Consider the following 26,320-nt stretch of genomic DNA (forward strand, 5'->3'; position numbering starts at 1 on the left):
CCGGCATCCGCGCTTGCCTCTTGTCTCGGGGGCGCGGAGAGGGGTATAAGAGACAGATACAAAAGCAACTTTCTTTTATTCGGCAGACGACCGAGTTGACTTCCGCGAGCTTATTAAAATTCTGGCGGGCGAATTCAAGATCCGCGTAGAGATGCGCCAGATCAGCCTGCGCCAGGAAGCCGGAAGACTCGGCGGCATCGGCGTGTGTGGTCGTGAGCTTTGTTGCGCCACCTGGCTGAGTGAATTCAAGAACGTGGCTACGAGCGCGGCACGTTACCAGAATCTTTCCCTGAATCCCAGCAAGCTTTCGGGCCAGTGCGGCAGGTTGAAATGCTGCCTTAACTACGAGCTGGAGACCTACATCGAAGCGCTGGAAGACATTCCGAAGATCGAAGGTCCGCTGCTGACGGAGAAAGGTGAAGCCACCCTTCAGAAAACGGACATCTTCAGAAAGATCATGTGGTTCGGCTTCAGCGAAGAGAATACATGGTACCCGCTGAATGTGGCGCGTGTGAACGAGATCCTGCGCCTTAACCGCGAAGGCAAAAAACCCGCGAGCCTCGACAAAGATGTGGTGGAGGAAAAGGCGCCGGTGGAAGCGCTCAACAGCGATCTTCAGCGCATGGATCAGAAATACAAGAACAAGGCGAAGAAGAAAAAGAAGAAAAAGAAAGGCAAGGGCGGTGCACCGTCAGATCAGGCCAATCAGGGCGGCGGTGGAGAGCAGCGTCAGCAGCAAAATCAACAACAAAACCAGCAGCCACGCAGGCAGGGTGAACAACGCAGGCCGAACGAGCAACGGAAGCAGAACGATCAGCGAAAACCGAACGACCAGCGTAAGCCCAATGATCAGCGAAACTCAGGTGGAAATCAACGCAACCCCAAACCCGATAAACCGCGCGACCCGCAATGAGAATTGTATTTCCTTTTTTATTGCTGGCTGTATTCCTGTCGGCCTGCGATAATACCCGCGTGTATGAAAAGAACCGCGATTTTGATGGCCGCCACTGGGATGTGAACGATACCACGGCATTTGAATTCGAGATCAAAGACACCGCGCAGCGATACAATCTTTATTGCAATCTGCGCAATACAGTGTCGTTTCCATACGCGCGCCTTTTTGTCAATTATTCACTGGAAGACTCCACTGGCAAGCCGTTGCAGAAAAAACTGGTTCAGACCTTTCTGTTCGATCAGGAAACCGGAAAGCCTCAGGGCACGAGTGGGCTGGGCGACATCTACGATCACCGGATCCGCCTCATGGGCAATCACCGTTTTCCCTACGCGGGCAAATACAACATGCGTTTTGAGCAGTACATGCGCACCGATACGCTGGAAGGAATTCTGGCTGTAGGCCTCCGGGTTGAAAAAGCGGTGGCAGAGTAACACCTGAAGCAACACCGGTATCCTGAGTGGTGGTAGCGCGCGGGATCGTGCGAGCGAAGGATCCCCGGATCGACGCGGAACTTTGATGTGCGAGGTTACTCCTCACACGCACACAGCTGTGGCATATCTTACATACCTGCCATTTCTTATAAGAAACACCGCTACGGTTTTTTCTCATACTTGATTCTTTGTTACCTTTTCAGATCATTAACCTTGAACTGTATCAGGCACGCTGGCATGAGACGCATTTTCTTGTTTCCGATCTTTGGCTTATGCGCCATGCTCGTTTCATGCCGGGGTACAGACGTTCCTGAAGACCGTTCTACTTATTTCCTGCTGGAAGATTCAGCGACGAACACCACGGCGCAGCAAGCCTGGCAATTTTTTGAGGCGGGCAGGTTTCAGTTACAATCGTCGCACTCCTTCAATCCCGGGTTCACCACTTCGTGCTTTTGGCTGGTGGTCAGGAACGACACCACGGCCAATGAGCAACGTCAGCTGGAGATCGGTATCGCGCAGATCAATGTGATAGACCTTTATGAAGTAAGTAATGGCGTTCCTGTGAAAAAATATTCCACGGGTGACCACCAGGTATATTCAAGCCGGCCCGAGCCATCGCTGAATTTCAATTTTCCGCTCGCGCAAAAGGTGCCTTACTACCTGCTGAAGATAGATAAGCGTAACGAAGCGCTGCAGCTCACATTCGTGACACGCCCTTCCGTGTTTTTTAATAACGAGTCTTTGAAGTCATCATTGATCACAGGCATTCTGACGGGTATCATTGTGCTGATGCTGATCTTCGGTTTGTACCTGAGCATTATGACCCAGGAACGGGTGTACCTGTTCTACATTCTCTATGTTTCTGCCGGATGGTTGTATGTGCTCTCCAACCAGGGTTATGCATATAAATATCTTTGGCCAGATAATCCGTGGTTCAACACCCGCACACGTGTTTTGTTTTCGTTCCTGACACTGGCTTTTTCACTTTCCTTTATTCAGTATTATGCCGGTAAAGCTGCCCACCGGTGGCTGCGCATCACTATGATGGCGTTGGCTGGCCTGTGTTACTTTCTTGCAGCCCTTACTTTCGCGCCGGGAGTTGACCTGAAAATGAATACGGCCGCATATTATTTCCAGGTGCTGGTGCCGGTGCTTACACTGGTTTACATCTTTGTGATCCTGTACACGCTGATCCAGAAGATCTGGAACCGGAACAAGATGGCCATGTTCTACCTCGCCAGCATTCTGCCCATTGCAGTATTCAGTGCGTTGCAAGTTTCTTACTACTCCGGTAGTGTGGATTTTTCGCTTTCGTATCTTCAGCAATATGGGCAGGCCACGGGGTTTATCATGGAAGCCGTGATCCTTACGTTCGGGCTGGTGTACCGCTTCAACAGTTACAGGCTTGAAAAAGAGCAGCTCCTGGTGAGCATCAACCAGCAGCAGGCGCGTTATACCAAAGCGATCATCACTACCCAGGAGAGCGAACGAAGACAACTTGCCGACCAGCTTCACGACGTGGCCGGCTCACTGCTCTCGGCGGCGAAGCTCAACCTTTCATCTGTGCGGGAAAAGAACTTCATTACCGATGTAGAAGCGCAGACGAAATTAAACCACGCTGAAGATGCCGTTACGAGCATCTCGGAAATGCTGCGGAACCTGAGCCATGCCATCAGTCCCATCATGCTTGATAAAGTGGGATTCAAGCAATCGGTGGAGAAGATCGCCGCTATTTTTAATTCATCAGGAAAAGTGAAAGTTGAGCTGGAGGTGATCGGCTTCGAGCAGGAGCAGCCGGAGCTACACGAAAAATATGCTGTGCTTTATGGCATTCTGTACGAGCTGGTGAATAATATTATCAAACACGCGCAGGCCACGCACGCCCTGGTGCAGCTTATTGAGCACGAAGAGAGTGTGGTGATGATCGTGGAAGACAACGGCAAAGGAATCGATCATGAGGCTGCGAGGAGCTCCACTACCCATGGCCTGGCTGCCATTCAATCTAAAATTCATTACCTTAATGGCATCATCATGTTCGATGATGCGGTACCGCAGGGATTAATTGTAACGATAGAACTACCGAAAAGCAACGATGACGAAGATTATCCTGGCTGATGACCATCAGCTATTCATAGAAGGTGTAAGAACAGTGCTGACTGAAATACCTGAAGTTGAGATCACAGCTACTGTCAACAATGGGAGCGACCTGATGGAGAAGTTCCGGAGCACAACCGTAGACCTCGTGCTGCTCGACCTGAACATGCCCAAGATCGACGGACTGAAATGTCTGCAGGAGATCAAAAAAGAAAGGCCGCATGTGAAGGTGCTGGTGCTCACCAACTACAACCAGCCTGAGCTGATGGAAGAAGTGAAACAGCTGAAGGCCGATGGCTTCATGGTAAAAAATTCAACGGCTACCGAGCTCAGGCAGGCCGTTGAAAGAATACTGGCTGGTGAGAAGCTCTTCTCCGAGCTTCAGAAGCCCGGTGTGCTCGATGAGAGCTCTTATTTCTTTGACGACTTCCTGAAAAAATTCAAGCTCACCCGTCGCGAAGTGGATATCATCAGGCTGGTTTGCCGCGAGTTCAGCAGCAAACAGATCGCCGCCGAGCTTCACCTCAGCGAGTTCACCGTAAACACACACCGCAAGAATATCCAGCGAAAGCTGAATGTGAAGAATGTTGCAGGGCTTGTGGCGTTTGCAAAAGAACATCAACTAGTGAGATGAAATAAAAAGAAGCCAGGGGTCAGGAGGCAGGAGGAGCAGGTCTTCGATCGGACCGGTTTACAATCGTACTTCGTACCTCGTATTTTGTACCTGCATACCTCATACCTGGATATCTCCCCGCCGGTCTCCGCGACCCTTCGAACGATAGCACTTTTCAACCAGCCACTACGTTGCCGGCTTTCGGTTTTCGTTTCAGCAGCAGGGCGCTGATGAGCGTGATGATCAGTGCCAGAGGTAGCACCTCAGCATACGTGACGAGCAAAAAGAACAGGGGATTCTTATAGTTCTCTTTGAAGTCGGCCATTTCTGCGGTTTTCTGTTGTAGCTCGGCCGCGGTTGCTCCGTCAAGTCGTTCCACGTACAGAACGTGTTGGATGTATGAATCTAAAAACTCCGGGAACAGAGATTTAACAGTCCACCAACCAGCCAGCACATAGATGGTAGACGCGATCAGGGAAATGTAAAATCCGATCTTGAAGGCGCCACCAAACGTGATGAACCCGCCGTTGTATTTTTCGCGGTGATTCCTGATGCCCACAAAAATAAAAGAGAAGGCCGCTACCATCCCGGCGTAGCCAAGCACGTCGTTGCCTTTCATCTCAGGGTTGGCACAACATATCGATGCCGCATAAACCATCATGGCGGAGATGACGACCCCTGAGATCAGTCCAAATACCAATACATTTTTTTTCATTGTTAAAAGTGTTAATTCTTTGTTAGCTCAACGGGCTCAAAAATGCGGCATTTACCCGGTTTTCCGTTCATACCAAAGGTTGATTTGATGGTGATGGGCCGGTCTCAGTCGAAAGTACGAGGCGCTCAGGGGATGATGCCGAGCTGCTTGGCCTGGTTGATGGCCTGGGTTCTTCTTTCAACACCCATTTTATCGAAGAGATTGTTGGCGTGCGTCTTCACGGTGCTGAGCGATAAAAATAGCCGGTCTGCTATTTCCTGGTTGCTCAACCCCTGGGCCATCAGCTGAAGCACTTCGAGCTCGCGTTTGCTGAGGTTGAGGCGGTTGAGCTCCGTTTCATTCATGGTGAAACCGACATTTTTCTCCACCATCACTTCCTTCTCTATTACTACGATCTTTTCTTTGGGTTTGGCGAGCTTTAGCGCCACCCAGATGCCGATGCCTGTGAAGATCAGCGCGATGGCACCATTGTACACTTCGAAGGCATGGTCAATGATCACCAGCCGCAGCTTGAGCCAGTTGAGCAGCACCAGCAGTATCGCCAGCGAAATACCGTAGATGATAATATGCTTTTTCCCCTTCAGAAAATTAGACGCCATTGGCATATCCGTGATTGTTCGCTCTAAAATAAATGTTTCCCGCAGATTTCGCTGATGAACGCAGATTGAAATGCAATTTAATCAGCGCCAATCCGCGCGATCTGCGGGAAATGGTTTTACGGGAAATGGTTCAATGGAATTTCTCACCTTTTGCCAGCATTTCAATAATCTCTTTCATGCGCTTTTCTCTTGTCTCTTGTTTTTTTGCGGTCTGAAGGCGAAATCCAATAGAGAAAAGGTTGGTCTTATTGAGACCTTTGAAAAACGCTTCTGCCTTTTTGTTTTTGCGCAGCTCTTTTAGAAAGTCTTCAGGTATGGTCATTTTGCTCGGGGAATCGTATGCCTTATCCCAACTACCATCGGCTTTGGCTTTTTCGATAACTTTTAACCCTGCAGGCTTCATTCTGCCTTCGTTGATCAGTCTTTCGACATGCCCGATATTTATTTTGGACCAAACACTTTTTGCGCTTCGGGGACAAAATTTTTGCAGCCAGGCTTGTTCGTCATGCGCTTGTTTTTGGCCATCAATCCACCCGTAGCAAAGCGCTACGTCAAGTGCTTCTGCATAGCTGATGGTCTTTTTCCCCGAATCTTTCTTGAATATTTTGAGCCAAAGCCCGTTGGAGCTATCGTGATTCTTTATGAGCCAGGTTTCAAATGCCTCGGCCGTTTTAAATTCTTTTGTTGGAAGCGTATTTAATTTAGTCATATGACCGTGGCTTTTTTGTTCGATGTGCTTGTTATTAACGTCCGGATAATACGCGAATGTCTTATATTCCCTTTATATATTCAAAACGTGCCCTTAACGCTGGTGAATTTGATACCTTTGGGGTTGGAAGGGCAAAGGAATGTTCTATGAAAAACTTATCCAGGTATCTCATACTTCTCATAATACTAAGCTGCACTGTAAATGATCCGCCAGGCATTGACGAGATCGTAAGCCAGGGCAATTATAAGATCGAATGCAGGTACCAGGGATGTTTTGGTGGCGGAACTGCTTTGTTGGAGATAGAGAACTTCAATAAGGCGACGTATACAAATGACAGCGGATTACAGCGGGAGAAGAAACAAATTGTCTGGAATGCGAAAAAAGACTCTCTTGTCAGAGAATTCTTTAAAGTTGGAATAACTTTCAATGATACAGTCGGCTCGTGCACCACAACGTCATCGTACAGGCTGAGCCATTTCACGCATGTGGTAAAATTTGACGACCTGGATTGTGCGATGAATGAAAAATTTGGTGCGCTGTTAGAGTGATACTATCTGCGCTAATCCGCGCCATCCGCGGGAAACACATCCGAAGCCCTAAACTCCGACGGCGTCATCCCCGTGATCTTCTTGAACGCATTGTTGAACGACGACTTCGAGCTATACCCCACCTGGTCGGCGATCTCTTCAACCTTGATGTTGCGGCGTTCTTTCAACAGCTTCTTGGCTTCGTCCACGCGGTAGCTGGCCGTCATTTCGAAAAAGTTCTTGCCGAGACCTTCATTGATCACTTGCGATAGGGTATGCACCGTTGTGCCCAGGCGTGTTGAAAGATCGGGCAGTGAAAAGCCCGCGCTTAGAAAAGGTTTTTCCTGCTCCATTACTTCTGTGAGCTTTTGCAACAGGCTCCGATGCAGCTCCGGTGTTACGCTGGAACCCTTGTACTTTTGTGGCTCTGCCAGCGAAGGTTGTCTGAAGAAACCGGACTGGCCGATCACGCTGAAGCTCGTCAGGTAGATGGTCACGGCGAGGTACGCCGCCAGCCAATGATCGCCGGTATCGTTCACATTATACATTTTGATCACCAGTATCAGCACAATGACAGAGATCACCTCCAGAACACCACGCTGCAGCTTGCGTAGCACAGGGTTTGCCGGACGCAGAAACGACTCTTTACGATACTTGAAAGCTTTTATTATTTCTATAAGTGAAAGCACCAAATACAACGCAAGGCTGGTTAAGGTGAGCAGCGTGTGGTGGTCGGTGATCCAGAAGATCCTGCCATCACCGCGGTCATAAGTATACTCTTTTAAAGGCAACCCCGGCTGATACGATTCGATCCATGAGTTGTATTTCACTACTTCAGGCTGTATGAGAAATGGAACGATGCACGCTGTATATACCAGCACGAAGGCTAGGTGCCAGTAATGTTTCTTCTCCACCTTGCCGTGAATAAGGCTCAGCACCAGCAGGTAAAAGCACGGACCGATGGCAAATGGAAAGGGTTCAGAGAAATCTACGAGGTAAAGGCATTTCACAATATAGCCGGTGTACATGAGAAAGATCTCCACGAGACACAACGCCATTGAAAGCAGCATGAGCCCGTGAAAAACATTGGCATCCGACTTTCTGTTCTCCTTTGAAAAAAAGAAAACGCAGAGGAACACCGCCTGTACAATACCCAGGAACATGAACACAGCGAAAAGATCGAGCCTGTATTCCATTGTACGGCCGGTTTATTTTTTCGGCAGCGAGAGCTCTACCAACACGGGCAAATGATCGGAGGGGTAATTTTTGCCGTCGTTATCGGGGAGCACCTTGTAATTGCTGGCGGCCCACTCTGGTGTATGGAAAATGTAATCGATGGGCCTGCAGGTGATGGAATTCACGGTGAAGCTGCAGAAGGTACCTGGCGGATCTTGTGGCGCGGGATCGATCAACGTCAGGCTGGATTTATCCATGATGGTTTTGTACGGAAGCTCGTCGCGCGTGCAGTTGAAGTCGCCTGTGATGACCACCGGAAGGCCTCTGCCGAGATCGAGCGCCTTCGTCTTGAGCAGTGTAGCGCTCTTGGTGCGTGATTCGCGGCCGATATGATCGAAGTGTGTGTTGATGAAGAAAAACTCTCTGCCACTTTTCTTATCGCGCATCCTGGCCCAGGTGGCTACGCGGGTGAGCGCCGCATCCCAGCTCTTGCTGCCAGCCACGTCAGGTGTTTCAGAGAGCCAGAAGGTGCCCTGGGCAAGAATGTTGAAACGCTCTTTTTTGTAAAGGATGGCCGAGTATTCTCCTTTTTCCTTTCCATCTTCCCTGCCAACACCGAGAGACCCGTAAGCAGTGACGTTGTTGGTGAGGTCTTGCAATTGATTGTGCATTGCTTCTTGTACGCCGAGCAGATCGGGGTCGTATTTTCTGATCAGGTCATATACCTTTTCTTTTCTGCTGCTCCACTGGTTGATGCCGTCGCCGGGGTTGTCGTAGCGGATGTTGTAGGTCATAACGGTTACGGACTGCGCGAATGCCGTCAATGCACCCAATACAAAAAGAAATGTGATAAAAGATCGTCTGCTTAAATACATACTGTTAGTTAGCGGTTAATTGCTGGTAGTGTTCCAATATGCGGACCAGATCATTTTTCCGCTTGAAGCTCAGCTTGTTTTCATCGGCAAATTTAACCAGCGTTTCGTAGTGAGGTTTTGTATAGGTCTCCAGCAGCTCATCGTCAATAAGCTTGTTTTTAACTTTGGAGCGATCGAACAAATAATTGTCATCAATTTCTTTTTCTACGATCCTCGCATACGGCATGATCTGCCCGTTGGGATCCATGATATAGATGGTTTCAACCTGTAAGATCTCTGTGGAGGTATAGGTGTACCCTGGCCCATAACTTCCTGAAGGTGTGGTGCCGGAGGTTGTGTGGCTTTTCTGCTTCATTTGAAGCGGATCTGTTTTTGACAGCACGGCAAATGTTTTAAATTCTTTCACCACCTCAAAGAACAGGGGACTGACAATGTCTGTCTGAGGGTCGGGATAAGAAAACACATAAAATACGCGCTGCTTGTTCCGCTCCTCATCGAAGAACTCGAAACCGGCTACACTTTTCGCGGTAAAGGACTTTGAGATACTGCCACTTTCGAAGGATAACACGCCGGTATCGTCATTGTATCGAAGCAGGCCAACCAGCTCTGTTCCGTCATTTACCATGATGCTGCCATCATACCATCTGCCTGCCCCACCAACGATCGTAGTTTTTGACGAGCGCTGGGCAAAGGTGGGTATGAGAAAACTGGAAAAGACTATGCTTAAAAAAAGTGAGGGTTTTACTGTATTCATAGGATTATTAAGTTAATGAAAGTTTAACTTGCTCGCACAAATTATGGATTTTTTCAACATCGATCACATTTTCTTCAGCGTCTGGAATTACGACGTGAGCTACCTCGAATTTTTCGGACTTATATCGGGCATCATTGCCGTGGTGCTGTCGGCGCTGGCCAACGTCTGGAGCTGGCCCGCGGGCATCATCAACGTAACCCTTTCGTTTTTCCTCTTCTTTCAGGTGCAGCTGTATCCGGATATGTTTCTGCAGATCTTCTTTTTCATCACCAACGTTATGGGCTGGTGGCGCTGGACTCACCCCAAGCCTTACGAGGAAGACCGCAAGCACGAGCTGAAGATCAGTTTCCTGAAGACCTCCGAGCTGATACTGGTATCGGCCGCCGGCATTGCCGGTACACTGCTGCTGGGCTTATTTGCTGAAAATCTCCACGAGCTTTTCCCATCGGTCTTCACCAAGCCCAGCGCCGCGCCATACCTCGATTCTTTCATTACTGTGATGAGCATTGTTGCCACGATCTACCTGATCCAGAAAAAGATCGAGAGCTGGGTGATCTGGCTGCTGGTGGATGTGATCGCCACCTACCTGTACTTTTCGAGAGACATTAAGTTATACGGTGTTCTTTACCTGGTGCTTTGTTTCATCGCGGCGTTTGCGCTGTGGAACTGGGTGCGTGAATTCCGGAGCTACAGAAAGCATCATTCATGAACAACGTGAAAATAGTTTGCTTCTATGGTCCTGAGAGCACGGGCAAGTCTGTGATGGCGGCGCATATGGCACAGAAGTATCATACGGAGTTTGTGCCCGAAGTAGCCCGCGAGATGATCGTCACCAATGATTTCACCACCGAAGATATTGTGCGGATCGGTCATGCGCACTACGAACGCATCCGGCAGAAATCGCGCTTAGCCAACAAGATCCTTTTCTGTGATACCGATGCCATCACCACGCAGCTGTACTCACGGCATTACCTGAACGAAGTGCCTGACGTTCTGTATACGCTGGAGAAGCAAGTGAAATACGACCTCTACTTTTTATTCGACATAGACGTGCCCTGGGTGGAAGACGGGCTGAGAGACCTGGGTCATGTGCGGCAGCAGATGTTCGATGCTTTTAAAGTAGCCCTCGACCAAAGAAAGATTTCTTACATACTTGTTAAAGGCAACTGGGAGCAACGTGAGCGCATCATCACAGAGGCGGTTGACAGGCTTTTACAACAACCTTGATCGTTTCTTTTGCAGCAATTCCCTTTCCGGCTTTGAGCTTACAAGTGACAAGGCTTTGTCGTACGCCAGCATCGCTTTTTCGCGGTCGTTCACCTCGAAATAAAAATCACCCAGCACAGCGTGATAGCGGTGTGATTCTTCCAATCCTTCGATGGCCACCAGCGCTTTCAATCCCTCGCGTGCAGACTTCCAGTAACCGAGTGCTATCGCCTTGTTCATTTCAACAACCGGGCCGGGTTTTATATTGGAGAGTGATCCGTACAAATGAAAGATAGCCTCCCAGTTGGTGTGCTCAAAACTGCCGGCCATGGAGTGGTGGGCGGCGATGGCAGCTTCGAGGTGATAGTCGGTGAGGCCCGGACCTTCTGATGCCCGGTTCAGGTACGATATCCCCTCTTCGATCAGCGCCTTGTTCCACAGTGAGCGATCCTGGTCTTTCAGCAATATCATCTCGCCATCCTTGCCAAGTCGTGCTGCCTCACGGGATGCCTGCAGGCACATGAGCGAAAGCAAGGCGTTGGTTCGCGGTGTGCTGGTAATGCTGTTACGGGTCAGCAGCAGGCAGAGTCGCATGGCTTCTTCGCAGAGATCGTTCCTGATCAGCTGATCGGGATGCGATGAGTTATAACCTTCGTTGAAGAGCAGATAGAGTGTATGCAGCACAACGTCCAGCCGTGCCGGTAAGCTTGCCGGTGCCGGCACTTCGAGCGCAATGTTCTCCAGGCGGATCTTCTCCCTGGCCCGGTAGAGGCGTTTGGCGATGGTCTCATCGGTGGTGAGAAAGCTGCGGGCGATCTCTGACACACTCAGCCCACACAAGGTCTTCAGCGTAAGCGCGATCTGCGATTCATACGGAATGGCGGGATGACAGCAGGCGAAGATCATTCTCAGCTGACTGTCTTCGATCTCGTTTTCGATGAACAGCTGATTCACCGTTGGCGCAAGTGTCCACTCCGATTCCAGCGCCTGGGCCAGCTCTTCGTGCACGCTTTCGCGAAGCTTGCGCTGACGCAGCACGTCGATAGCTTTTCTTTTCGCAACGGTATAAAGCCAGGCAGAAGGATTGTCAGGTATACCTTTGAATTTCCAGACGGTGACAGCTTTGAGCAGTGTATCCTGAACAATGTCTTGCGTGATGTCGAGGTTGCCGAAGCCCAGCAGGCGTGTTAACACAGCGGCCATCTTTCCTGCTTCCTTACGGAAAAGATGGCCCACCAGCTGATCTACCTGTTGTTCGCGCATGCTTAAAGTTAGTTGACAATTGACAAAGACTCAATCCGATTTCAAGGCTTGTGCTGATGAAGAGTCCATGGTCGATGGTCCATAGTCCATAGTCGTGCAGTGTTAAGCATCATTACCGTCTTACAATCGAAGGGTGCCTTGTTCACCTAACCTTAACTGCCATGGACCATCGACCATGGACTATGGACTTTCCTAACCGACAGCACGAATGTGATACTGACTCTAACCGTTGTCAACTGCCTCTTGTCAATTGTCAATTATCATAATACGTCGCGTCTTTCACAATCAACCCATCCTTAAAAGTCAGGATCGTGGCAATGGGAAGCCGGAAGCTGCTGCCATCGGGTGCTGTTCCGGACGAGACAAATTCAACGGTCACCTTATCGCCGGAAGCGTAAAGCCCTGTTACTTCATCATGAACATCGGGAAACATCTTCTCAAGATCAGCGTATTTGGCAGCGATCTCGTTCCTGGTTTTGCTCACATGATCCATGCCGAATGACGGGTCGAGAAACGATGCAGGTTCAGTGTAGAACGATGCCATGGCGTTCCAGTCGTGACGGTTAAACGCTTCGAACATTTGCTTTGCCTTGGCTGTATTCACGTCATGATCGGTGCCGGGTGGCTGGCAGCCTGCCACGCAAACTGCCAGTATTATCACGCAGACCGTTCTCATCAGGGCATGTCAACTTTCATTACCTCGCGTACCTCAACACTTCCGCCGAGCTCATAGTCAGGACAATCTTTCGCCATCTGTACGGCTTCATCGATGTTTTTGGCATTCACCACAAAGAAACCTGTGGTCACTTCTTTACTCTCGGCAAAAGGGCCGTCAGTGACAGTTTTTTTTGAGCCGGCCACTGTTTTACCTCCGGGCAGAAGTGGTTCGCCCGACACATATTTTCCTTCTTTTGTCAGCTTCTCGACCCAGGCCAGCCATTTCTGCATCTGGGCTCCTTGTTGTTGGGCAGGAAGGTGGCTCACATCACCGCCGCGGAATAGAAACATGTACTTTTCCATAGTTTGTAAAGTTTTGGTTGAACATAATTTACCCCATGACGGGCGGATTGACACCTTTCGGACAAAGATTCGGAAATTTTTTCTAGATGTCTCCCCGGAATTGCGGGATGGATTAGTCCACGGTCCACAGACCACAGTCCACGGCCGGGCGAGTCAGTCGTCAGACCACTGACATGGCCAGGGTTGCCGCGCAGTGGTCCGACGACTATCCGGGATAGCTATTGCAAATACGAAGCACAACCGTTGACTTACGTTGAAACTGCCGTGGTCCGTGGACCGTCGACCGTGGACTCTTTACTTCTTCCCGGCCTTGTAACCTCTGGCTGCAAAATAAAGGATGTACAGGTAGCAGGGGATCATGATAGCATAGGCTTCACGTGTGCCCCATGACTGAGAAAGCTTGCCGTAGATGAGCGGCAAAATGGCACCGCCTGCAATGGCCATCACCAGCAATGCCGAACCGATCTTGGTGAATCGCCCGAGACCATCGATGGCCAGCGGGAATATGGCAGGCCACATCAGCGAGTTGGCAAGTCCCAGCAATGCGATGAACGTTACAGAAGTTTTTCCGTTGGTCACCACTGCTGCCAACGTGAATATCACACCCAGCACGGCACTGATGCGCAACGCCATGGATTGCGAGAGAAACTTGGGAATGGTGAAAATACCGATCACATAACCCACCAGCATGAAGGCCAGCGTGAACTGTGTATAAAATCTTGCTTCGCTCAGCTCGATGCCAAGTGACTTTCCATAACTGATAATGGTGTCTCCGGCCATCACCTCAACGCCTACGTAGAGGAACAACGCCAGCACACCCAGCAACAGGTGCGGAAACTGGAGCACACTGGTTTTTCCGGAAGCGTCGCTGCGTTTGGTCTCATCTCCATTCTCGTCTTTGATGTCGGGCAGTGAAGAGAACAGGATCGCCACAGCGAGGAAAGCCAGCACACCTGAAATGATGATATAAGGAACAACAACACGGCTGGCCAGCTCGTCGAGCTTCGCATCCCTGGCAACGGTATCCATCGCACCCAGGCTTTTTTCGAGGGCGTCGGCGTCTTTCAGTGCAATGTAGCCAAAGATCAAACCGGCGAGAATGCCCGCTACTTTATTGCAGATGCCCATGATGCTGATGCGTTTTGCGGCGCTTTCGATGGGGCCGATGATGGATACATAAGGATTGGAAGCAGTCTGAAGCAACGCAAGCCCGGTTCCGATAATGAACAGGCCTACCAGAAACATATTGAAGTTACGGGCATTGGCAGCGGGCACAAAAAGGATTGCACCCAGCGCCATGATGAGCAACCCTATGGCCATGCCTTTTTTATAGCCGGTCCTGCTCAGTACATAAGAAGACGGCAGCGCCATCACAGTGTACGCGATGAAGAAAGCAGTCGCTACAAGATAAGATTGAAAATCGGTTTCAAGCTGACAAGCAATTTTCAGGTAGGGGATCAGTGTACCGTTGACCCACGTGACAAAACCGAAAATAAAAAATAGCGCCCCGATGATGATCATCGGAAGGGTATACGATTTTTGCTGTGAGGTCATTGATACAGGTTTTAGGTGGTGATAAATCTTTTTAAAGATGTGTGTTTAAAAGCACATTATTCGCTTAAAGTTTTAATTTTGCGCCCTCGCATCAATGGCTTTCTAAAGCCTGAAAAAAGGAATGTTTGCGCAAACACAAAACCGAAATAACTAAAAGACAATGGACACACCAAATCGCACACAAAAAAAACTGACCTTAATGGTACTGGCCGCGGGCATCGGAAGCCGCTATGGCGGGATCAAGCAGATCGACGGCTTTGGACCGAATGGCGAGACCATCATGGATTATTCGCTTTTTGATGCCATCCGCTCCGGTTTCACAAAAGTGGTGTTCATTGTCCGCGACGAGATCCTCGATATCGTAAAAGAAAAGTTTGGTCCCAGGCTGAAAGGCAAAGTAGAGGTGGAGTATGTGGTACAGACGCTTGACAAACTCATTCCCCCGCAATTCAAAAACCCCGAACGTGCAAAACCCTGGGGAACCGGCCACGCTATGTTGTGCGCCCGTGAAGTGATCAACGAGCCCTTCGTGGTGATCAACGCCGACGATTTTTACGGCAGAGATTCGTTTGCTTCCATTGCTGATTTCTTTTCGAAGGATACCACCGGCGCGCATGCCATGGTAGGTTATACCCTGAAAAATGTGCTCTCCGAGCATGGCAGTGTTTCGCGCGGTGTTGGTGCAACCGATAAAGATGGTAATCTCACTTCCGTGGTGGAAAGAACCACCATCGTGGTCGAGAACGGCAAGATCATTTCGAAAGAAAAAGATGGCGACTTGGAGCTGAGCCCCGAAGCGCCTACGTCCATGAACTTCTGGGGATTTCATCCTTCCATATTCCCGCTCACGGATTCTATGTTCCAGGATTTTCTGAAGAACAATCACCAGAACATCAAAGCAGAATTTTTCATACCTCTCATCGCCAACGGCATGATCCAGCAGAACAAAGGCAAGATAAAAGTACTCGGGGGCGGTAACATCTGGTTTGGTGTTACCTACAAAGAAGACAAAGAAGCCGTTTCTGCCAGGATCAAAGAGCTTATCAAAAAAGGACAGTATCCTGAAAAACTTTGGTAATGGGTCTTTCACCTGAAAGTCTGATCCCCGGCATCATCAGTCACTATGGATTATCGGCCGGTAATTTCAGCATTGAACGCCTCGGCTCAGGCCACATTCACTATACATACAAACTGAACGCAAAAAAAAGTTATGTGCTTCAGCGTGTGAACAAGAATGTGTTCAAAGAGCCTGAAGTGATCGCGTCAAACCTGCGTGTTGCAGCCGATTACCTGGGCAAAAACTTCACAGATTTTCTTTTTCTCTCGGCCATCGAGACACTCGAAGGCAAGGAAATGGTATACGACGCAGAAGGTTTTCCCTGGCGCCTGTTTCCTTTCTTCGATAATACTTTCACCGTCGATAAGGTCTCAACAAAGGAGGAAGCTTTCAGCGCGGCAGCCGAGTTTGCGCGCCTGAGCCGTTACCTGAAAGATGTCGATACATCGCGCTTCAGCCCCACCATTCCGGGGTTCCACGACCTGAGTCTGCGGTACAGGCAATTTGAGACAGCGCTGAAAAACGCGACACCCGAGCGGATCCAGCGTGCACAGGAAGCCATTGCGCAAGCAAAAGCATTCAGCCACCTGGTAACGGAATACGAAACGTTGATCAGCAGCGGAAGCCTGAAGCTGCGCATCACACACAACGACACAAAGATCAACAACGTGCTGTTCAACGCCAACACGGGTAAAGCCCTTTGTGCCATCGACCTGGATACACTCATGCCCGGCTATTTCATTTACGATATCGGTGACATGATCAGGACTTTTGTGAGCCCCGTGGATGAGGAAGAAAAAGATGTGAGCAAGATCACGGTGCGCCAGGATATTTACCGCGCGCTGGTGGATGGCTACCTCTCGCAGATGAATGATTGCCTTACGCCCGAAGAGAAAAAAGCGATCCCTTTTTCAGGTATGATGATGACCTACATCATGGCGCTGCGCATGCTGGCTGACTTTCTGAACGGCGATATCTATTATCATATCAAATACGAAGGCCAGAACCTGGTGCGGGCCACCAACCAGCTGAGGCTGCTGCAGGAACTGAAGACGGTAAACGGTAATCAGTGATCGGTGATCGGGTAATCAGTAATCGGTGATCAGTATTCGGTGATCCGTTAAACGCTTTTCATTATAAACTCTCGAAACCGATTACTGAATACCGGTTACTGATTACTATTTTTACTTAGCAACGCTCGGCTTCACTCAATTTGCACTAAACCTCCGTTCGAGCAACTTTAAATTTTAAACCTTAAATTTTAAACTTCCAGACCCATGAAAAAAATATCCTTTAAAACTTTCATGTTGATGATGATGTTGATGACAGGCAGTGTCTCCGTAGTGAATGCACAAGTGAAAACTTCAGACCTTACGGGCGCCTGGGAAACGGGCACCGAAGTAAAAATGACCAGGATCTATGCCGATCAGATCTTTACGGTGACGGTGTATAACGTGAAGGATAAACAATTCATTTCCACGGCAGGCGGGCGATGGAGAGTGAACGGTAATACCATTGTTGAAACTTTCGAATTCAACTCGGCAAAACCTGAGCTGGTAGGCACCGAAGTAAGCACACCCGCTTCGCTGAAAGGCGGCAAGCTTACGCTGATGATCAACGGTCGGAAAGAAGAATGGACGAAGCTCGACGACGGAACACCCGGAAAATTGTCGGGCGCCTGGCTGATCACCGGACGTGTGAGAGATGGAAAAATGGCCACCATGACTCCGGGCGCACGCCGCACCATGAAGATCCTTTCAGGCACGCGCTTTCAGTGGATCGCTTACAACGTTGACACAAAAGAATTCTCCGGAACCGGCGGCGGCACTTACACCACCGAGAATGGCAAGTACACGGAGAACATCCTTTTCTTTTCCAGGGATAACAGCCGCGTTGGCGCAAGCCTTAGTTTCGATTTTGCACTGGAAGACGGCAACTGGCGTCACAAAGGACTGAGCAGCAAAGGTGAGGCCATCGAAGAGGTGTGGACCAAACGTGAGAAGATCGGACTTTGATCAACCGGCAACACCATACAGATCTTATCAAACAAAAAGCCCGCGCGTTGGGCTTCAGCTACTGCGGTATTTCGAAGGCGGAGTTCCTGGCAGATGAAGCGCCGCGACTCGAAGAATGGCTCCGGCGCGGATACCAGGGTAAGATGGGCTACCTGGAAAATCATTTCGATAAACGACTCGATCCTACCCTGCTGGTGCCGGGCGCGCGGTCTGTGATCAGCCTCATCTACAATTATTTTCCCGTGCAAGACCTTGCCCGCGAAGGTGAGTACAAGATCGCCAAGTATGCCTATGGTGAAGATTATCACTTTGTGGTGAAAGACAAGCTAAAGACCTTTCTCGAAGGGCTCCGCCAGGAAATTGGGGATATCAATGGTCGTGTGTTTGTTGACTCGGCGCCGGTGATGGAACGGGCGTGGGCAAAAAAAGGCGGACTGGGTTGGATCGGCAAGAACAGCCTGCTGCTGAATCGTGAGATGGGAAGTTTCTTTTTCCTGGCCGAAATGATCATCGATCTCGAGCTGGAGTATGATGGCCCCGTCAGGGATTACTGCGGTACCTGCACGGCTTGTATGGATGCCTGCCCGACGGATGCGATCACAGAACCTTATGTGGTGGATGGAAGCAAATGCATCAGCTACTTCACCATAGAGCTGAAAGAAGAAATCCCGGCAGATGTGAGCGGCAAGTTCCAGAACTGGATCTTTGGCTGCGACATCTGCCAGGATGTTTGCCCCTGGAACAGCTTTGCAAAACCACACAGCGAGCAGCGCTTCGCTCCTCATCCTGACCTCGCAAAGATGCAAAAGCAGGAGTGGACCGAGCTTACAGGAGAGGTGTTTGAAAAGATCTTTAAACACTCCGCTGTGAAACGCACAAAGCTCACGGGGTTACAACGCAATATCGGTTTCCTGAAAGAAAAAGATCAGGAGCCCGGGAGTTAGCGGATCATCACAATAACCTCGTTGGCAACCTTTGAGTTGTACTCGAAGGTGAGCTTCTGATGGTTGACGAGATCAACGATGGTTCCGATGAGACAAAGACCTCCGGTGAAGAGATAGAGGATGCCCATGCCCACCTGCCCCAGAATAAAACGGTGAACGCCTGCCACCACAATGAAGCCCAGCAAACCCGTTACGAGGATCAGCATAGGCTCTTTTCTTCGCGCGCGATAAACGTTTGCAAACTTGCGCGCAGTTTCATCGTCCATATCTTTGATCAGGTTCTGGATGTAAACCATTTCTTCGCCGGTAACTTCGGGAAGCACATCAATTACTTTTGCCATGGGATTTAAGGTAATCTTTTGATAGTTGTATGATCCTGAAAGATAGAACAATCACAGCAAAAATCCCCAACGGATGTGTTTTTAACGAACTGATGATCTCGCCATGAAAGAACAGCGCGATGGATCTGCCCAGTCCGCAGCCGGGACAGAAATCGAATCCGAGATGATAGAAAGGGCAGAGCGTAAAGTGTTCGCCTGAAGGTGTGTACAATGCCAGCGCTATAAGTCCGCACGTCCATACAATGGCTTCGAGCGGAAGGCTTCTGATGAAATGAATAACGCGTAGCATAGAGTCGTCAGACCACTGACTTGGCGCGCAGCCATTTGCGCAGTGGTCCGACGACTAAAGATCATAAAAAAAGCCCTGATCGCTCAGGGCTTTCCATTTTTTTCATGACTTGTTTAGGCTGCCACGAAGCAGCGATTGAGGATTGCCTCGTGTTCTTTCCCAAAGCTGGTATAGCACCAGCGTTTGAGCTCATTGATCTCGTCGGCTATCAGGACCTTGATAGCTTTTCTCAGCTCTTTTTCGAATAAGAGAGCGTCAAAACTCACTTTGGTGAGCACAGTTTTGACATAATTCAGCATTTTTTTAATAACTGTAAAGTTTAAAAAGTTATAAGCTAACAACCGTTAAGTTAAAAAATGTTTGGAGAAACCGGAAGAATTTGCCGCCAAAATTTTTACCCCTCCCATTTTCTCACTTTTTCTGGCTGTTGCATAGATTTCAGGCTATTTTTCGACAATTTTTGTTCCCTGGTATGGGTTTATAGGTGGAAGATCACCCAGATTTAGCATGAAATTCACATTTTTGGTCAAATTCCTGTCGCTGTCCCTGTTTACAATCGCTGGTTGCCTGGTGCAGGCCCAGAACGTGCAAATTACGCTGGGCCCTGACGAAATAGGCGAAAACCAGGCCTGGACCATCACTGTCACGGCCAATAACGACAGGCTTAAAAGTTATGATAACTTCCCCGACCTCGACGGTTTCCGCAAGCGGGGAACCTCCACACAATCAACCACCAACATTGTCAACGGCCAGGTGTCTTCGTCACAAAGCGTGATCATGACCTACCTTCCGCTGAAGCAGGGAACGGTGACCATTCCTTCGTTTACCATGAAAGTGAACGACAAGCCCATCAGGGTAACGGGAAAAAAAGTGAAGATCGGTCCTGCCGTGCAACAGCAGCGCGATCCGTTCCGCAGCCTGTTCGATCGCAGTCCTGCTGATGACTTTTTTGGCCGTGGTGAAACCGAGTTCGTCGATGTGAGAGACGATGCGTTCCTTGCCTTCACTACCAGCAAAGACGAAGTGTACACCGGTGAAGGTTTCAATGCCACGCTTTCATTTTTTGTTTCGGAAGATAACCGCGCACCGCTCCAGTTTTACGAGCTGGGCAAACAGCTCTCGGAGATCCTCAAGAAAGTGAAGCCGAACAATTGCTGGGAAGAGAACTTCAACATCGAAAATATCGAAGGGCAGACCGTGCAGATCGGTGGCCGTGATTTTACACAGTACAAGATCTACCAGGCAACCTACTATCCGCTCAACGCCGAGCCGATCGTTTTCCCGAAAGTTGGCCTTGAGATGATCAAATATAAAGTAGCCAAGAACCCGTCATTCTTCGGACAGAATCGCAAAGAGGATTTCAAAACCTTTTACTCGCAGCCCAAAAGAATTACTGTAAAAGAGCTGCCGCCACACCCGCTGAGAGAGACCGTTGGCGTAGGGAATTATCAGTTGTATGAGCACATGCCCACTACGGATATCGAGACGGGCAAGAGTGCCTCGTATGTGTTCAATATTTTCGGCGAGGGAAATATCTCCGCCATTCCCAAACCTGTTGTGTCTAACGACGACAAATTCGAATTCTACGAGCCCAACGTGCGCCAGGATATCAACCGGGAAAACAGCAGGGTGACGGGCACCAAATCGTTCAACTATTTTCTCATCCCCAAGGAGCCGGGCCAGTACAACCTGGGAAAATATTTTCAATGGATTTTTTTCAACACGGAAAAGAAACGCTACGACACGCTGCGTTCGAAGCTCACGGTGTATGTAACCGGTGAGAGCAAAAAGAACGAAGCGATCCAGGCAAACGATGCCGGTGCATTTTACGACAAGCTTGAAACCGCTGACAACACGCTCCGTATGGTTGAAGACACCGATTGGGTGAAGACCGCGTTCAGTGTTTTTACCGTACTGGTGCTCGGTGCATCGGCTTACTTTGTGTTCAGAAAATAGGTTCGGTAGTTGACAATTGACAAACGAACAGTTGACAAAGGTTTGAGTAGGCTTATTGAATGTGTCAAGCGCCATTGTCAATTGCCTTTTTGCCAACTGTCAACTTTTCTTATCTTCGGCCCCGCATGAGCAATTCTTACGGAACACTTTTTAAGATCACAACCTTTGGCGAATCGCATGGCCCTGCTATTGGTGTGATCATCGATGGCTGTCCTGCAGGACTGCCTGTTGACGAAGCTTTTATCCAGGCAGAGCTCGACAGAAGGAAACCAGGACAATCGAAGATCACCACACAGCGAAAGGAAGACGATACGTTCAGGATCCTCAGTGGTGTTTTTGAGGGTACCACTACGGGAACGCCCATTGCCATGGTGATCGAGAACCAGGATCAGCGCAGCAAGGATTACAGCCACATTGCAGAGGCGTTTCGTCCTTCTCATGCCGATTTCACTTACGAAGCCAAGTACGGCATCCGCGATTACCGAGGTGGTGGCCGGAGCTCGGCGCGTGAAACCGCAGCACGCGTTGCTGCCGGAGCCATTGCAAAACTGCTGTTGAAAAAATCAGGCATCGATGTAAATGCATTCGTATCGCGCGTAGGCGATATTGAAGCACCACCTTATACAACACTCGACCTTACAAAAACTGAAGACAACATTGTACGTTGTCCGGATGCTGCCACGGCCGAAAAGATGATCGCCCTCATCGATCAGGTACGCCTCGACCGCGATACTATCGGTGGCGTGGTAACTGGTGTGATCCGCAATGTACCGGTGGGTCTTGGTGAGCCGGTATTCGATAAGCTGCACGCTGAGCTTGGCAAGGCTATGCTCGGCATCAACGCCGTAAAAGGTTTTGAATACGGAAGCGGCTTTGCGGGCATCAAGCTCAGGGGCTCGCAGCACAACGATGAATTTTATAACGATGGTGGAAAGATCCGTACGCGAACAAACCTCTCGGGAGGTATTCAGGGTGGCATCTCCAATGGAGAAGATATTTATTTTAATGTCGCTTTCAAACCGGTGGCCACCATCATGCAAGATCAGGCCAGTGTAGACAAGGCGGGCAATGAAGTAACGGTTTCAGGAAAAGGCCGTCACGATCCGTGCGTTGTTCCGAGAGCCGTGCCGATCGTTGAAGCCATGGCTGCTTTGGTGCTGGCCGATTTCCTGTTGCGCAGCAAAGTGTCGAAGCTGCCGCTGTAATCTTTACCTTTACTATGTAGAATCTGTTCCCCGGGTGGCGCCGCTCCATCACGGCATGAGTTTTACCCTTACTCAGGTACGTCTAAACATCATTTATTTATGAGAACTGTAGCGATCTTACTCATCGTGATTGGAGGAATCATGACAGTGTTCACGGGATTTAATCTTGTGACCAAAAAAGAAGTGGCAGATATCGGACCTATTGAGATCAATAAAACTGAGAAAACGCCGATTTATTGGTCACCGGTAACCGGCGCGATCTTGCTGGTGGCGGGCATTATCGTGCTGGCTACAAGCAAGCGCAATACGGCCTGAAGATCTTGCCAGGATGAGTTCACATTTTTAAAAGGCACCGGGTAACACCGGTGCTTTTTATTTTACGGGTTTGCCGAACAAAGAACTTCAGGAAACGTTGATTTCTTACATGCGAAAGGCCGCCCGGCTGTATGGCGTGAATGCGCCCATGAATAAGCCGACTTTTATAAAGGCCCAAGAAGCACGGTATGAGAAAAATTGCAGTAGGATTTTTGGCGTGTATAGCGATGAGCGGAGCATTGGCCAATGACAGCATGCCTGGAAAAGTGGTGTCGGTTGTTGACGGTAACACCATCGAGATGCACGGCAGTGATCAGGAAAAATACATCATTGTGCTGGCCGGCATCGACAGCCCAGAGCTCACACAGAAGTATGGTGAAGAGGCGAAGCGGTACCTGGAGAAATTGCTTCTGCAAAAAGAAGTCACTGTTCATTTTCAGGGAAAAGACCGCAAAGGAAATTATCTCGCGGTAGTGCTCAAAGGAAAGATCGACGCGCGTGTTGAGCTGCTGAAAGAAGGCCTTGCATGGACCGCCGAAAAAGATCCGTTGCCTGAGTTGGAAGCACATCGTACCGCGGCGCAGGAAAAAGGAAGAGGGCTCTGGAAAGAAGAAAACCCCACGCCGCCTTGGATCCATCGCCGCCAACAGTCGACAATGCAGCCTAAAAGCAGTTAAAGAGTTGAAATACCTTTTTAGTGGTAACAATTTTAGGTAAGTTATAGAGTTATTATAGCGCTATGCGTTTCAAGATCTTCCTTATCATATTGCTTGCCTGCAGCACGGCGCTATCTTTTGGCCAGTCGCGTAAAAAGAACAAGAAGAGATCCAAAAGAACAGAGCAGTCTTCGCAGCCACAGCAGCCCACAGCGTTGAACCCGCTTCCGCAGAAAGAGTATGCACCCAAAGCGCGTAAAGCCACGAAGGGTGCAACCTATGAATCAGAACAGCAATACTATGAGCGCATGGAAGCGCTGGCAAAAACCCGCCGCAAGAACGAAACGCTTCAACAGAAACCGCAGTACTCCGATCCCATGTACTTCGGTCACAAACGCCCACCCAAAAAACGCAAACCAGGAAAGATGAAGTATTGTAAAGAGTGTGGGCTACGACATTAGTCCACAGTCGACGGTCCACAGTCCACGGTAGTGTAGTGTGACCTCAATAAATCGTCCTTGGCATCTTGCGCCAGTAGGCGAAAAACAGTAGGCAGTACTCCCATTCAAACACCTCACGGCCGTGGTCTGTCGACTGTGGACCGTGGACTCTTCCCTCTCTACCGATCGTTAGTTCTTCCCCGTTACCTGGGCACGACTTCTACTTCTAATTTCAAAAGTTCGTCGTAACTTGCTCTGATGAACATCGCCTCCTACATCGAGCATACAAACCTGAGTCCTACGCTCAACATTCATGCGATCGATAAGCTGGTGGACGAGGCCCGGCAGTTCGGTTTTCTCGGCGTTTGTGTTCCACCATTTTGGGTGAAGCGGGCGCAGCGCGAAATTGGCAACGACAATATTTTGCTTGTCACCGTGGCTGGTTTTCCTCTCGGCTACAACATGACCGAGACAAAACTGGACGAAATAAGTCGTGCAATCGATAACGGTGCAGATGAGATCGATCTCGTGTGGAACGTCACTTCGTTCAAAACCGGCATACCATGGACCAAGATCGAGATAGCAAAGTGCAGCAAATTAGCGCATGATCATCAGAAGCTGTTGAAAGTAATCATCGAGACTGCGTATCTTTCAGACTCCGAAATAGAAAGAGCCTGTAAAATGTGTGCAGACGCCGGTGTTGACATCGTTAAAACATCAACCGGTTTTGCGCCAGCAGGTGCAACTGTTGAACACGTTACGTTGATGAGAAAAAATTTACCACCCGTTGTAGGGATCAAAGCTTCAGGAGGCATCAAGACCTATGACCAGGTGCTTGCCATGATCCATGCGGGTGCCACCAGGATAGGTACGTCATCTGGTGTAACGATACTTGAGTCCACTAACCCTAAATCCAGACCATAATAATGAGCCAAACGCTTGCAAATGTTTTCCCGACGGAAAGCAACATCCCTGAACAATTCAGAATTTCTCAATCCATCGAACAGCGCGAATACCTGATCAATGGAGAGCTGAAGATCTGGACTGGCAGCCAGAACCCTGTGCTGAGCCCTGTCTTTGTGAAAGAAGGTGATGCATACAAACAGAAGATCATCGGCAGCACGCCGTTGCTCACGTCAAAAGAATCGCTCGAAGCGCTCGACGCCGCCGTGAAAGCGTACGACATGGGTCACGGACTGTGGCCAACACTGAGCGTAACCAGCCGCATCGAGCACGTAGAAAAATTTCTGACAGCCATGAAGGCGAAGCGCGCCGAGGTGGTGAAGCTGCTGATGTGGGAGATCGGCAAAACGCTGAAGGACTCAGAAAAAGAATTCGACCGCACGTGCGATTACCTTGTCGACACCATCAAGGCTTTGAAAGACCTCGATCGCAATTCCGCCAAGCTGGTGGAAGAGCAGGGCTTTATGGCGCAGATCCGTCGTGTACCCTTCGGTGTGGCGCTTTGTATGGGACCGTACAACTATCCGCTGAACGAAACCTTTACAACACTTTTCCCTGCGCTGATCATGGGCAACACAGTGGTGTTCAAACCCGCTAAATATGGTGTGCTGCTGATCAAACCTTTGCTGGAAGCTTTCCGCGATAGTTTCCCTGCCGGCGTGATCAATATCATTTACGGTAAAGGAAGAGAGACCGTGGGCGCGCTGATGGAAAGCGGAAAGATCGATGTGTTCGCCTTCATCGGCACGAACAGGGGAGCCAATGATCTGAAGAAGCTTCATCCCAAGCCGCACCGGTTGAAATCCATCCTGGGCCTCGATGCGAAAAATCCTGCCATCGTTCTTCCGGATGCCGACCTCGACAACGCTGTGGCTGAGTGCATCACCGGGTCACTGTCGTTCAACGGTCAACGCTGTACGGCGCTGAAGATCCTGTATGTGCATAAAGATATTGTGAAGCCCTTCATCGAGAAGTTCAAGGCCGAGATCAAAAAACTGAAACCGGGCATGCCGTGGGATGCCGGTGTGGGACTCACGCCACTGCCGGAGCCAGGTAAAGTAGAGTTTCTCAGAGACCTGGTGGAAGACGCTAAAAAATATGGTGCCGAAGTGGTGAACGAAAACGGTGGCGAGTACCTGAACTCTTTCTATTATCCTGCCGTGGTGTATCCTGTTAACGATAAGATGAAGCTGTACTATGAAGAGCAGTTCGGCCCCGTGATCCCTATTGTTCCGTTCGATAACGACGATGAGGCTATCCGCTACGTGGTGAACTCTAACTTCGGCCAGCAGGTGAGTATCTTCGGCACAGATTCGAAGCGTGTAGCCAGGCTGATGGATGCATTCGTTAACCAGGTGGGAAGGATCAACCTGAACACACAATCGCAGCGTGGACCGGATACATTCCCTTTCAACGGAAGGAAAGATTCTGCGGAAGGTACATTGTCAGTAGCAGATGCCCTGCGGGTGTTCTCCATCCGTACGCTGGTGGCCACGAAGACAACAGAAAACAATAAGCAGATCATGACCTCAATCATCCGCAATCGTGAGTCTGCGTTCCTCAGCACAGATTATATCTTGTAGCAAAAAATGTTTCCCGCGGATTCCGCAGATTTGCGCAGATTTCTAAAAAAAATAAACTTCTGCGA

General features: G+C 49.5%; 31 protein-coding genes. 18 read left to right on the plus strand and 13 right to left on the minus strand.

What is annotated here, in order from left to right; genetic code table 11:
• Window positions 1-118: 118 nt before the first annotated feature.
• From KK083_RS29950 to KK083_RS29965, 4 genes are all read left to right on the plus strand, one after another.
• A complete protein-coding gene (locus KK083_RS29950) occupies window positions 119-913 on the plus strand; it encodes a PSP1 domain-containing protein (RefSeq protein ID WP_438834735.1) in 795 nt (264 codons plus the stop codon).
• Window positions 910-1,386: a gliding motility lipoprotein GldH gene (locus tag KK083_RS29955; protein WP_254169839.1), complete on the plus strand. Its 477-nt coding sequence runs from the start codon at window positions 910-912 to the stop codon at window positions 1,384-1,386. The genes KK083_RS29950 and KK083_RS29955 overlap by 4 nt, the downstream gene beginning before the upstream one ends.
• A gap of 237 nt (window positions 1,387-1,623) precedes the next feature.
• A complete protein-coding gene (locus tag KK083_RS29960; RefSeq protein WP_254169840.1) occupies window positions 1,624-3,501 on the plus strand; it encodes a sensor histidine kinase in 1,878 nt (625 codons plus the stop codon).
• Window positions 3,479-4,114: a response regulator transcription factor gene (locus KK083_RS29965; RefSeq protein WP_254169841.1), complete on the plus strand. Its 636-nt coding sequence runs from the start codon at window positions 3,479-3,481 to the stop codon at window positions 4,112-4,114. Before KK083_RS29960 ends, KK083_RS29965 begins: the two co-directional genes overlap by 23 nt.
• A gap of 154 nt (window positions 4,115-4,268) precedes the next feature.
• On the opposite strand, the gene KK083_RS29970 is transcribed toward KK083_RS29965, so the two are convergent.
• The 3 genes from KK083_RS29970 to KK083_RS29980 form a co-directional block, all read right to left on the minus strand.
• Window positions 4,269-4,808, minus strand: a complete 540-nt coding sequence (locus KK083_RS29970) for a DUF4199 domain-containing protein (RefSeq protein ID WP_254169842.1) — start codon at window positions 4,806-4,808, stop codon at window positions 4,269-4,271.
• A 125-nt stretch (window positions 4,809-4,933) separates the two neighbouring features.
• On the minus strand, window positions 4,934-5,407 hold the full coding sequence (locus KK083_RS29975; RefSeq protein ID WP_254169843.1) for a response regulator transcription factor: 474 nt from the start codon (window positions 5,405-5,407) through the stop codon (window positions 4,934-4,936).
• A 130-nt stretch (window positions 5,408-5,537) separates the two neighbouring features.
• The gene (locus KK083_RS29980) at window positions 5,538-6,116 is read right to left on the minus strand and encodes a YdeI/OmpD-associated family protein (protein WP_254169844.1); all 579 of its coding nucleotides are present in this window, start codon (window positions 6,114-6,116) and stop codon (window positions 5,538-5,540) included.
• A gap of 146 nt (window positions 6,117-6,262) precedes the next feature.
• On the opposite strand from KK083_RS29980, the gene KK083_RS29985 reads away from it, so the two are divergent.
• Window positions 6,263-6,664, plus strand: a complete 402-nt coding sequence (locus tag KK083_RS29985) for a hypothetical protein (RefSeq protein WP_254169845.1) — start codon at window positions 6,263-6,265, stop codon at window positions 6,662-6,664.
• 11 nt (window positions 6,665-6,675) lie between these two features.
• On the opposite strand, the gene KK083_RS29990 is transcribed toward KK083_RS29985, so the two are convergent.
• Genes KK083_RS29990 through KK083_RS30000 form a run of 3 tightly spaced genes read right to left on the minus strand, consistent with a single transcriptional unit; the run spans window position 6,676 to window position 9,448 of the window.
• Entirely contained in the window at window positions 6,676-7,839 is a 1,164-nt protein-coding gene (locus tag KK083_RS29990; RefSeq protein WP_254169846.1) for a helix-turn-helix domain-containing protein, read from the minus strand.
• A gap of 12 nt (window positions 7,840-7,851) precedes the next feature.
• A complete protein-coding gene (locus KK083_RS29995; protein ID WP_254169847.1) occupies window positions 7,852-8,694 on the minus strand; it encodes an endonuclease/exonuclease/phosphatase family protein in 843 nt (280 codons plus the stop codon).
• Window positions 8,695-8,698: 4 nt separating this feature from the next.
• Window positions 8,699-9,448, minus strand: coding sequence for a hypothetical protein (locus KK083_RS30000; RefSeq protein ID WP_254169848.1), 750 nt, complete (start codon window positions 9,446-9,448; stop codon window positions 8,699-8,701).
• A gap of 43 nt (window positions 9,449-9,491) precedes the next feature.
• Here KK083_RS30000 and pnuC point away from each other — a divergent pair, with 43 nt between their 5' ends.
• Complete coding sequence (gene pnuC, locus KK083_RS30005; RefSeq protein ID WP_262899646.1) at window positions 9,492-10,157, plus strand: nicotinamide riboside transporter PnuC; 666 nt, start codon at window positions 9,492-9,494, stop codon at window positions 10,155-10,157.
• Window positions 10,154-10,675 carry an AAA family ATPase gene (locus KK083_RS30010; RefSeq protein WP_254169849.1) on the plus strand — a complete coding sequence of 174 codons (522 nt, stop codon included), beginning with the start codon at window positions 10,154-10,156 and terminating at the stop codon, window positions 10,673-10,675. Before pnuC ends, KK083_RS30010 begins: the two co-directional genes overlap by 4 nt.
• On the opposite strand, the gene KK083_RS30015 is transcribed toward KK083_RS30010, so the two are convergent.
• The 4 genes from KK083_RS30015 to KK083_RS30030 all read right to left on the minus strand — a co-directional run bounded on the left by KK083_RS30015 (window position 10,661) and on the right by KK083_RS30030 (window position 14,491).
• Window positions 10,661-11,917 carry an RNA polymerase sigma factor gene (locus KK083_RS30015; protein ID WP_254169850.1) on the minus strand — a complete coding sequence of 419 codons (1,257 nt, stop codon included), beginning with the start codon at window positions 11,915-11,917 and terminating at the stop codon, window positions 10,661-10,663. The two genes, KK083_RS30010 and KK083_RS30015, sit on opposite strands and share 15 nt — an antisense overlap.
• Before the next feature lie 253 nt (window positions 11,918-12,170).
• On the minus strand, window positions 12,171-12,593 hold the full coding sequence (locus tag KK083_RS30020; protein WP_254169851.1) for a nuclear transport factor 2 family protein: 423 nt from the start codon (window positions 12,591-12,593) through the stop codon (window positions 12,171-12,173).
• Window positions 12,593-12,937, minus strand: coding sequence for a YciI family protein (locus tag KK083_RS30025; RefSeq protein ID WP_254169852.1), 345 nt, complete (start codon window positions 12,935-12,937; stop codon window positions 12,593-12,595). The genes KK083_RS30020 and KK083_RS30025 overlap by 1 nt, the downstream gene beginning before the upstream one ends.
• A 294-nt stretch (window positions 12,938-13,231) precedes the next feature.
• On the minus strand, window positions 13,232-14,491 hold the full coding sequence (locus KK083_RS30030; protein WP_254169853.1) for a sugar MFS transporter: 1,260 nt from the start codon (window positions 14,489-14,491) through the stop codon (window positions 13,232-13,234).
• 160 nt (window positions 14,492-14,651) lie between these two features.
• Here KK083_RS30030 and KK083_RS30035 point away from each other — a divergent pair, with 160 nt between their 5' ends.
• The 4 genes from KK083_RS30035 (at window position 14,652) to queG (ending at window position 18,507) form a co-directional block, all read left to right on the plus strand.
• Window positions 14,652-15,569, plus strand: coding sequence for a nucleotidyltransferase family protein (locus tag KK083_RS30035; protein WP_254169854.1), 918 nt, complete (start codon window positions 14,652-14,654; stop codon window positions 15,567-15,569).
• The gene (locus KK083_RS30040; RefSeq protein ID WP_254169855.1) at window positions 15,569-16,621 is read left to right on the plus strand and encodes a phosphotransferase enzyme family protein; all 1,053 of its coding nucleotides are present in this window, start codon (window positions 15,569-15,571) and stop codon (window positions 16,619-16,621) included. The genes KK083_RS30035 and KK083_RS30040 overlap by 1 nt, the downstream gene beginning before the upstream one ends.
• A 204-nt stretch (window positions 16,622-16,825) precedes the next feature.
• A complete protein-coding gene (locus tag KK083_RS30045) occupies window positions 16,826-17,563 on the plus strand; it encodes a membrane or secreted protein (protein WP_254169856.1) in 738 nt (245 codons plus the stop codon).
• Window positions 17,560-18,507, plus strand: a complete 948-nt coding sequence (gene queG / locus KK083_RS30050) for a tRNA epoxyqueuosine(34) reductase QueG (RefSeq protein ID WP_262899647.1) — start codon at window positions 17,560-17,562, stop codon at window positions 18,505-18,507. The genes KK083_RS30045 and queG overlap by 4 nt, the downstream gene beginning before the upstream one ends.
• Here the strand turns inward: queG and KK083_RS30055 are convergent.
• The 3 genes from KK083_RS30055 to KK083_RS30065 form a co-directional block, all read right to left on the minus strand.
• Window positions 18,504-18,848 (minus strand): TM2 domain-containing protein, encoded by a 345-nt coding sequence (locus tag KK083_RS30055; RefSeq protein WP_254169857.1) that lies wholly within the window; start codon window positions 18,846-18,848, stop codon window positions 18,504-18,506. The two genes, queG and KK083_RS30055, sit on opposite strands and share 4 nt — an antisense overlap.
• Window positions 18,832-19,137: a DUF2752 domain-containing protein gene (locus KK083_RS30060; protein ID WP_254169858.1), complete on the minus strand. Its 306-nt coding sequence runs from the start codon at window positions 19,135-19,137 to the stop codon at window positions 18,832-18,834. The genes KK083_RS30055 and KK083_RS30060 overlap by 17 nt, the downstream gene beginning before the upstream one ends.
• Window positions 19,138-19,250: 113 nt before the next feature.
• The gene (locus KK083_RS30065; protein ID WP_254169859.1) at window positions 19,251-19,436 is read right to left on the minus strand and encodes a hypothetical protein; all 186 of its coding nucleotides are present in this window, start codon (window positions 19,434-19,436) and stop codon (window positions 19,251-19,253) included.
• Between the two features lie 208 nt (window positions 19,437-19,644).
• Between KK083_RS30065 and KK083_RS30070 the strand changes: the two genes are divergently transcribed.
• The 7 genes from KK083_RS30070 to KK083_RS30100 all read left to right on the plus strand — a co-directional run bounded on the left by KK083_RS30070 (window position 19,645) and on the right by KK083_RS30100 (window position 26,255).
• Window positions 19,645-21,093, plus strand: a complete 1,449-nt coding sequence (locus KK083_RS30070) for a BatD family protein (protein ID WP_254169860.1) — start codon at window positions 19,645-19,647, stop codon at window positions 21,091-21,093.
• Window positions 21,094-21,218: 125 nt separating this feature from the next.
• Entirely contained in the window at window positions 21,219-22,298 is a 1,080-nt protein-coding gene (gene aroC / locus KK083_RS30075) for a chorismate synthase (protein WP_254169861.1), read from the plus strand.
• A 99-nt stretch (window positions 22,299-22,397) separates the two neighbouring features.
• A complete protein-coding gene (locus tag KK083_RS30080; protein WP_254169862.1) occupies window positions 22,398-22,613 on the plus strand; it encodes a hypothetical protein in 216 nt (71 codons plus the stop codon).
• A 188-nt stretch (window positions 22,614-22,801) separates the two neighbouring features.
• Window positions 22,802-23,290: a thermonuclease family protein gene (locus KK083_RS30085; RefSeq protein ID WP_254169863.1), complete on the plus strand. Its 489-nt coding sequence runs from the start codon at window positions 22,802-22,804 to the stop codon at window positions 23,288-23,290.
• Window positions 23,291-23,352: 62 nt separating this feature from the next.
• The gene (locus KK083_RS30090) at window positions 23,353-23,730 is read left to right on the plus strand and encodes a hypothetical protein (RefSeq protein ID WP_254169864.1); all 378 of its coding nucleotides are present in this window, start codon (window positions 23,353-23,355) and stop codon (window positions 23,728-23,730) included.
• Window positions 23,731-23,964: 234 nt separating this feature from the next.
• Entirely contained in the window at window positions 23,965-24,633 is a 669-nt protein-coding gene (deoC, locus tag KK083_RS30095; protein WP_254169875.1) for a deoxyribose-phosphate aldolase, read from the plus strand.
• Window positions 24,634-24,635: 2 nt separating this feature from the next.
• Entirely contained in the window at window positions 24,636-26,255 is a 1,620-nt protein-coding gene (locus KK083_RS30100; RefSeq protein WP_254169865.1) for an NADP-dependent glyceraldehyde-3-phosphate dehydrogenase, read from the plus strand.
• The last annotated feature ends 65 nt before the right edge of the window (window positions 26,256-26,320 follow it).

This window comes from Chryseosolibacter histidinae, from assembly GCF_018598225.1.
GTDB lineage: Bacteria > Bacteroidota > Bacteroidia > Cytophagales > Cyclobacteriaceae > Chryseosolibacter > Chryseosolibacter histidini.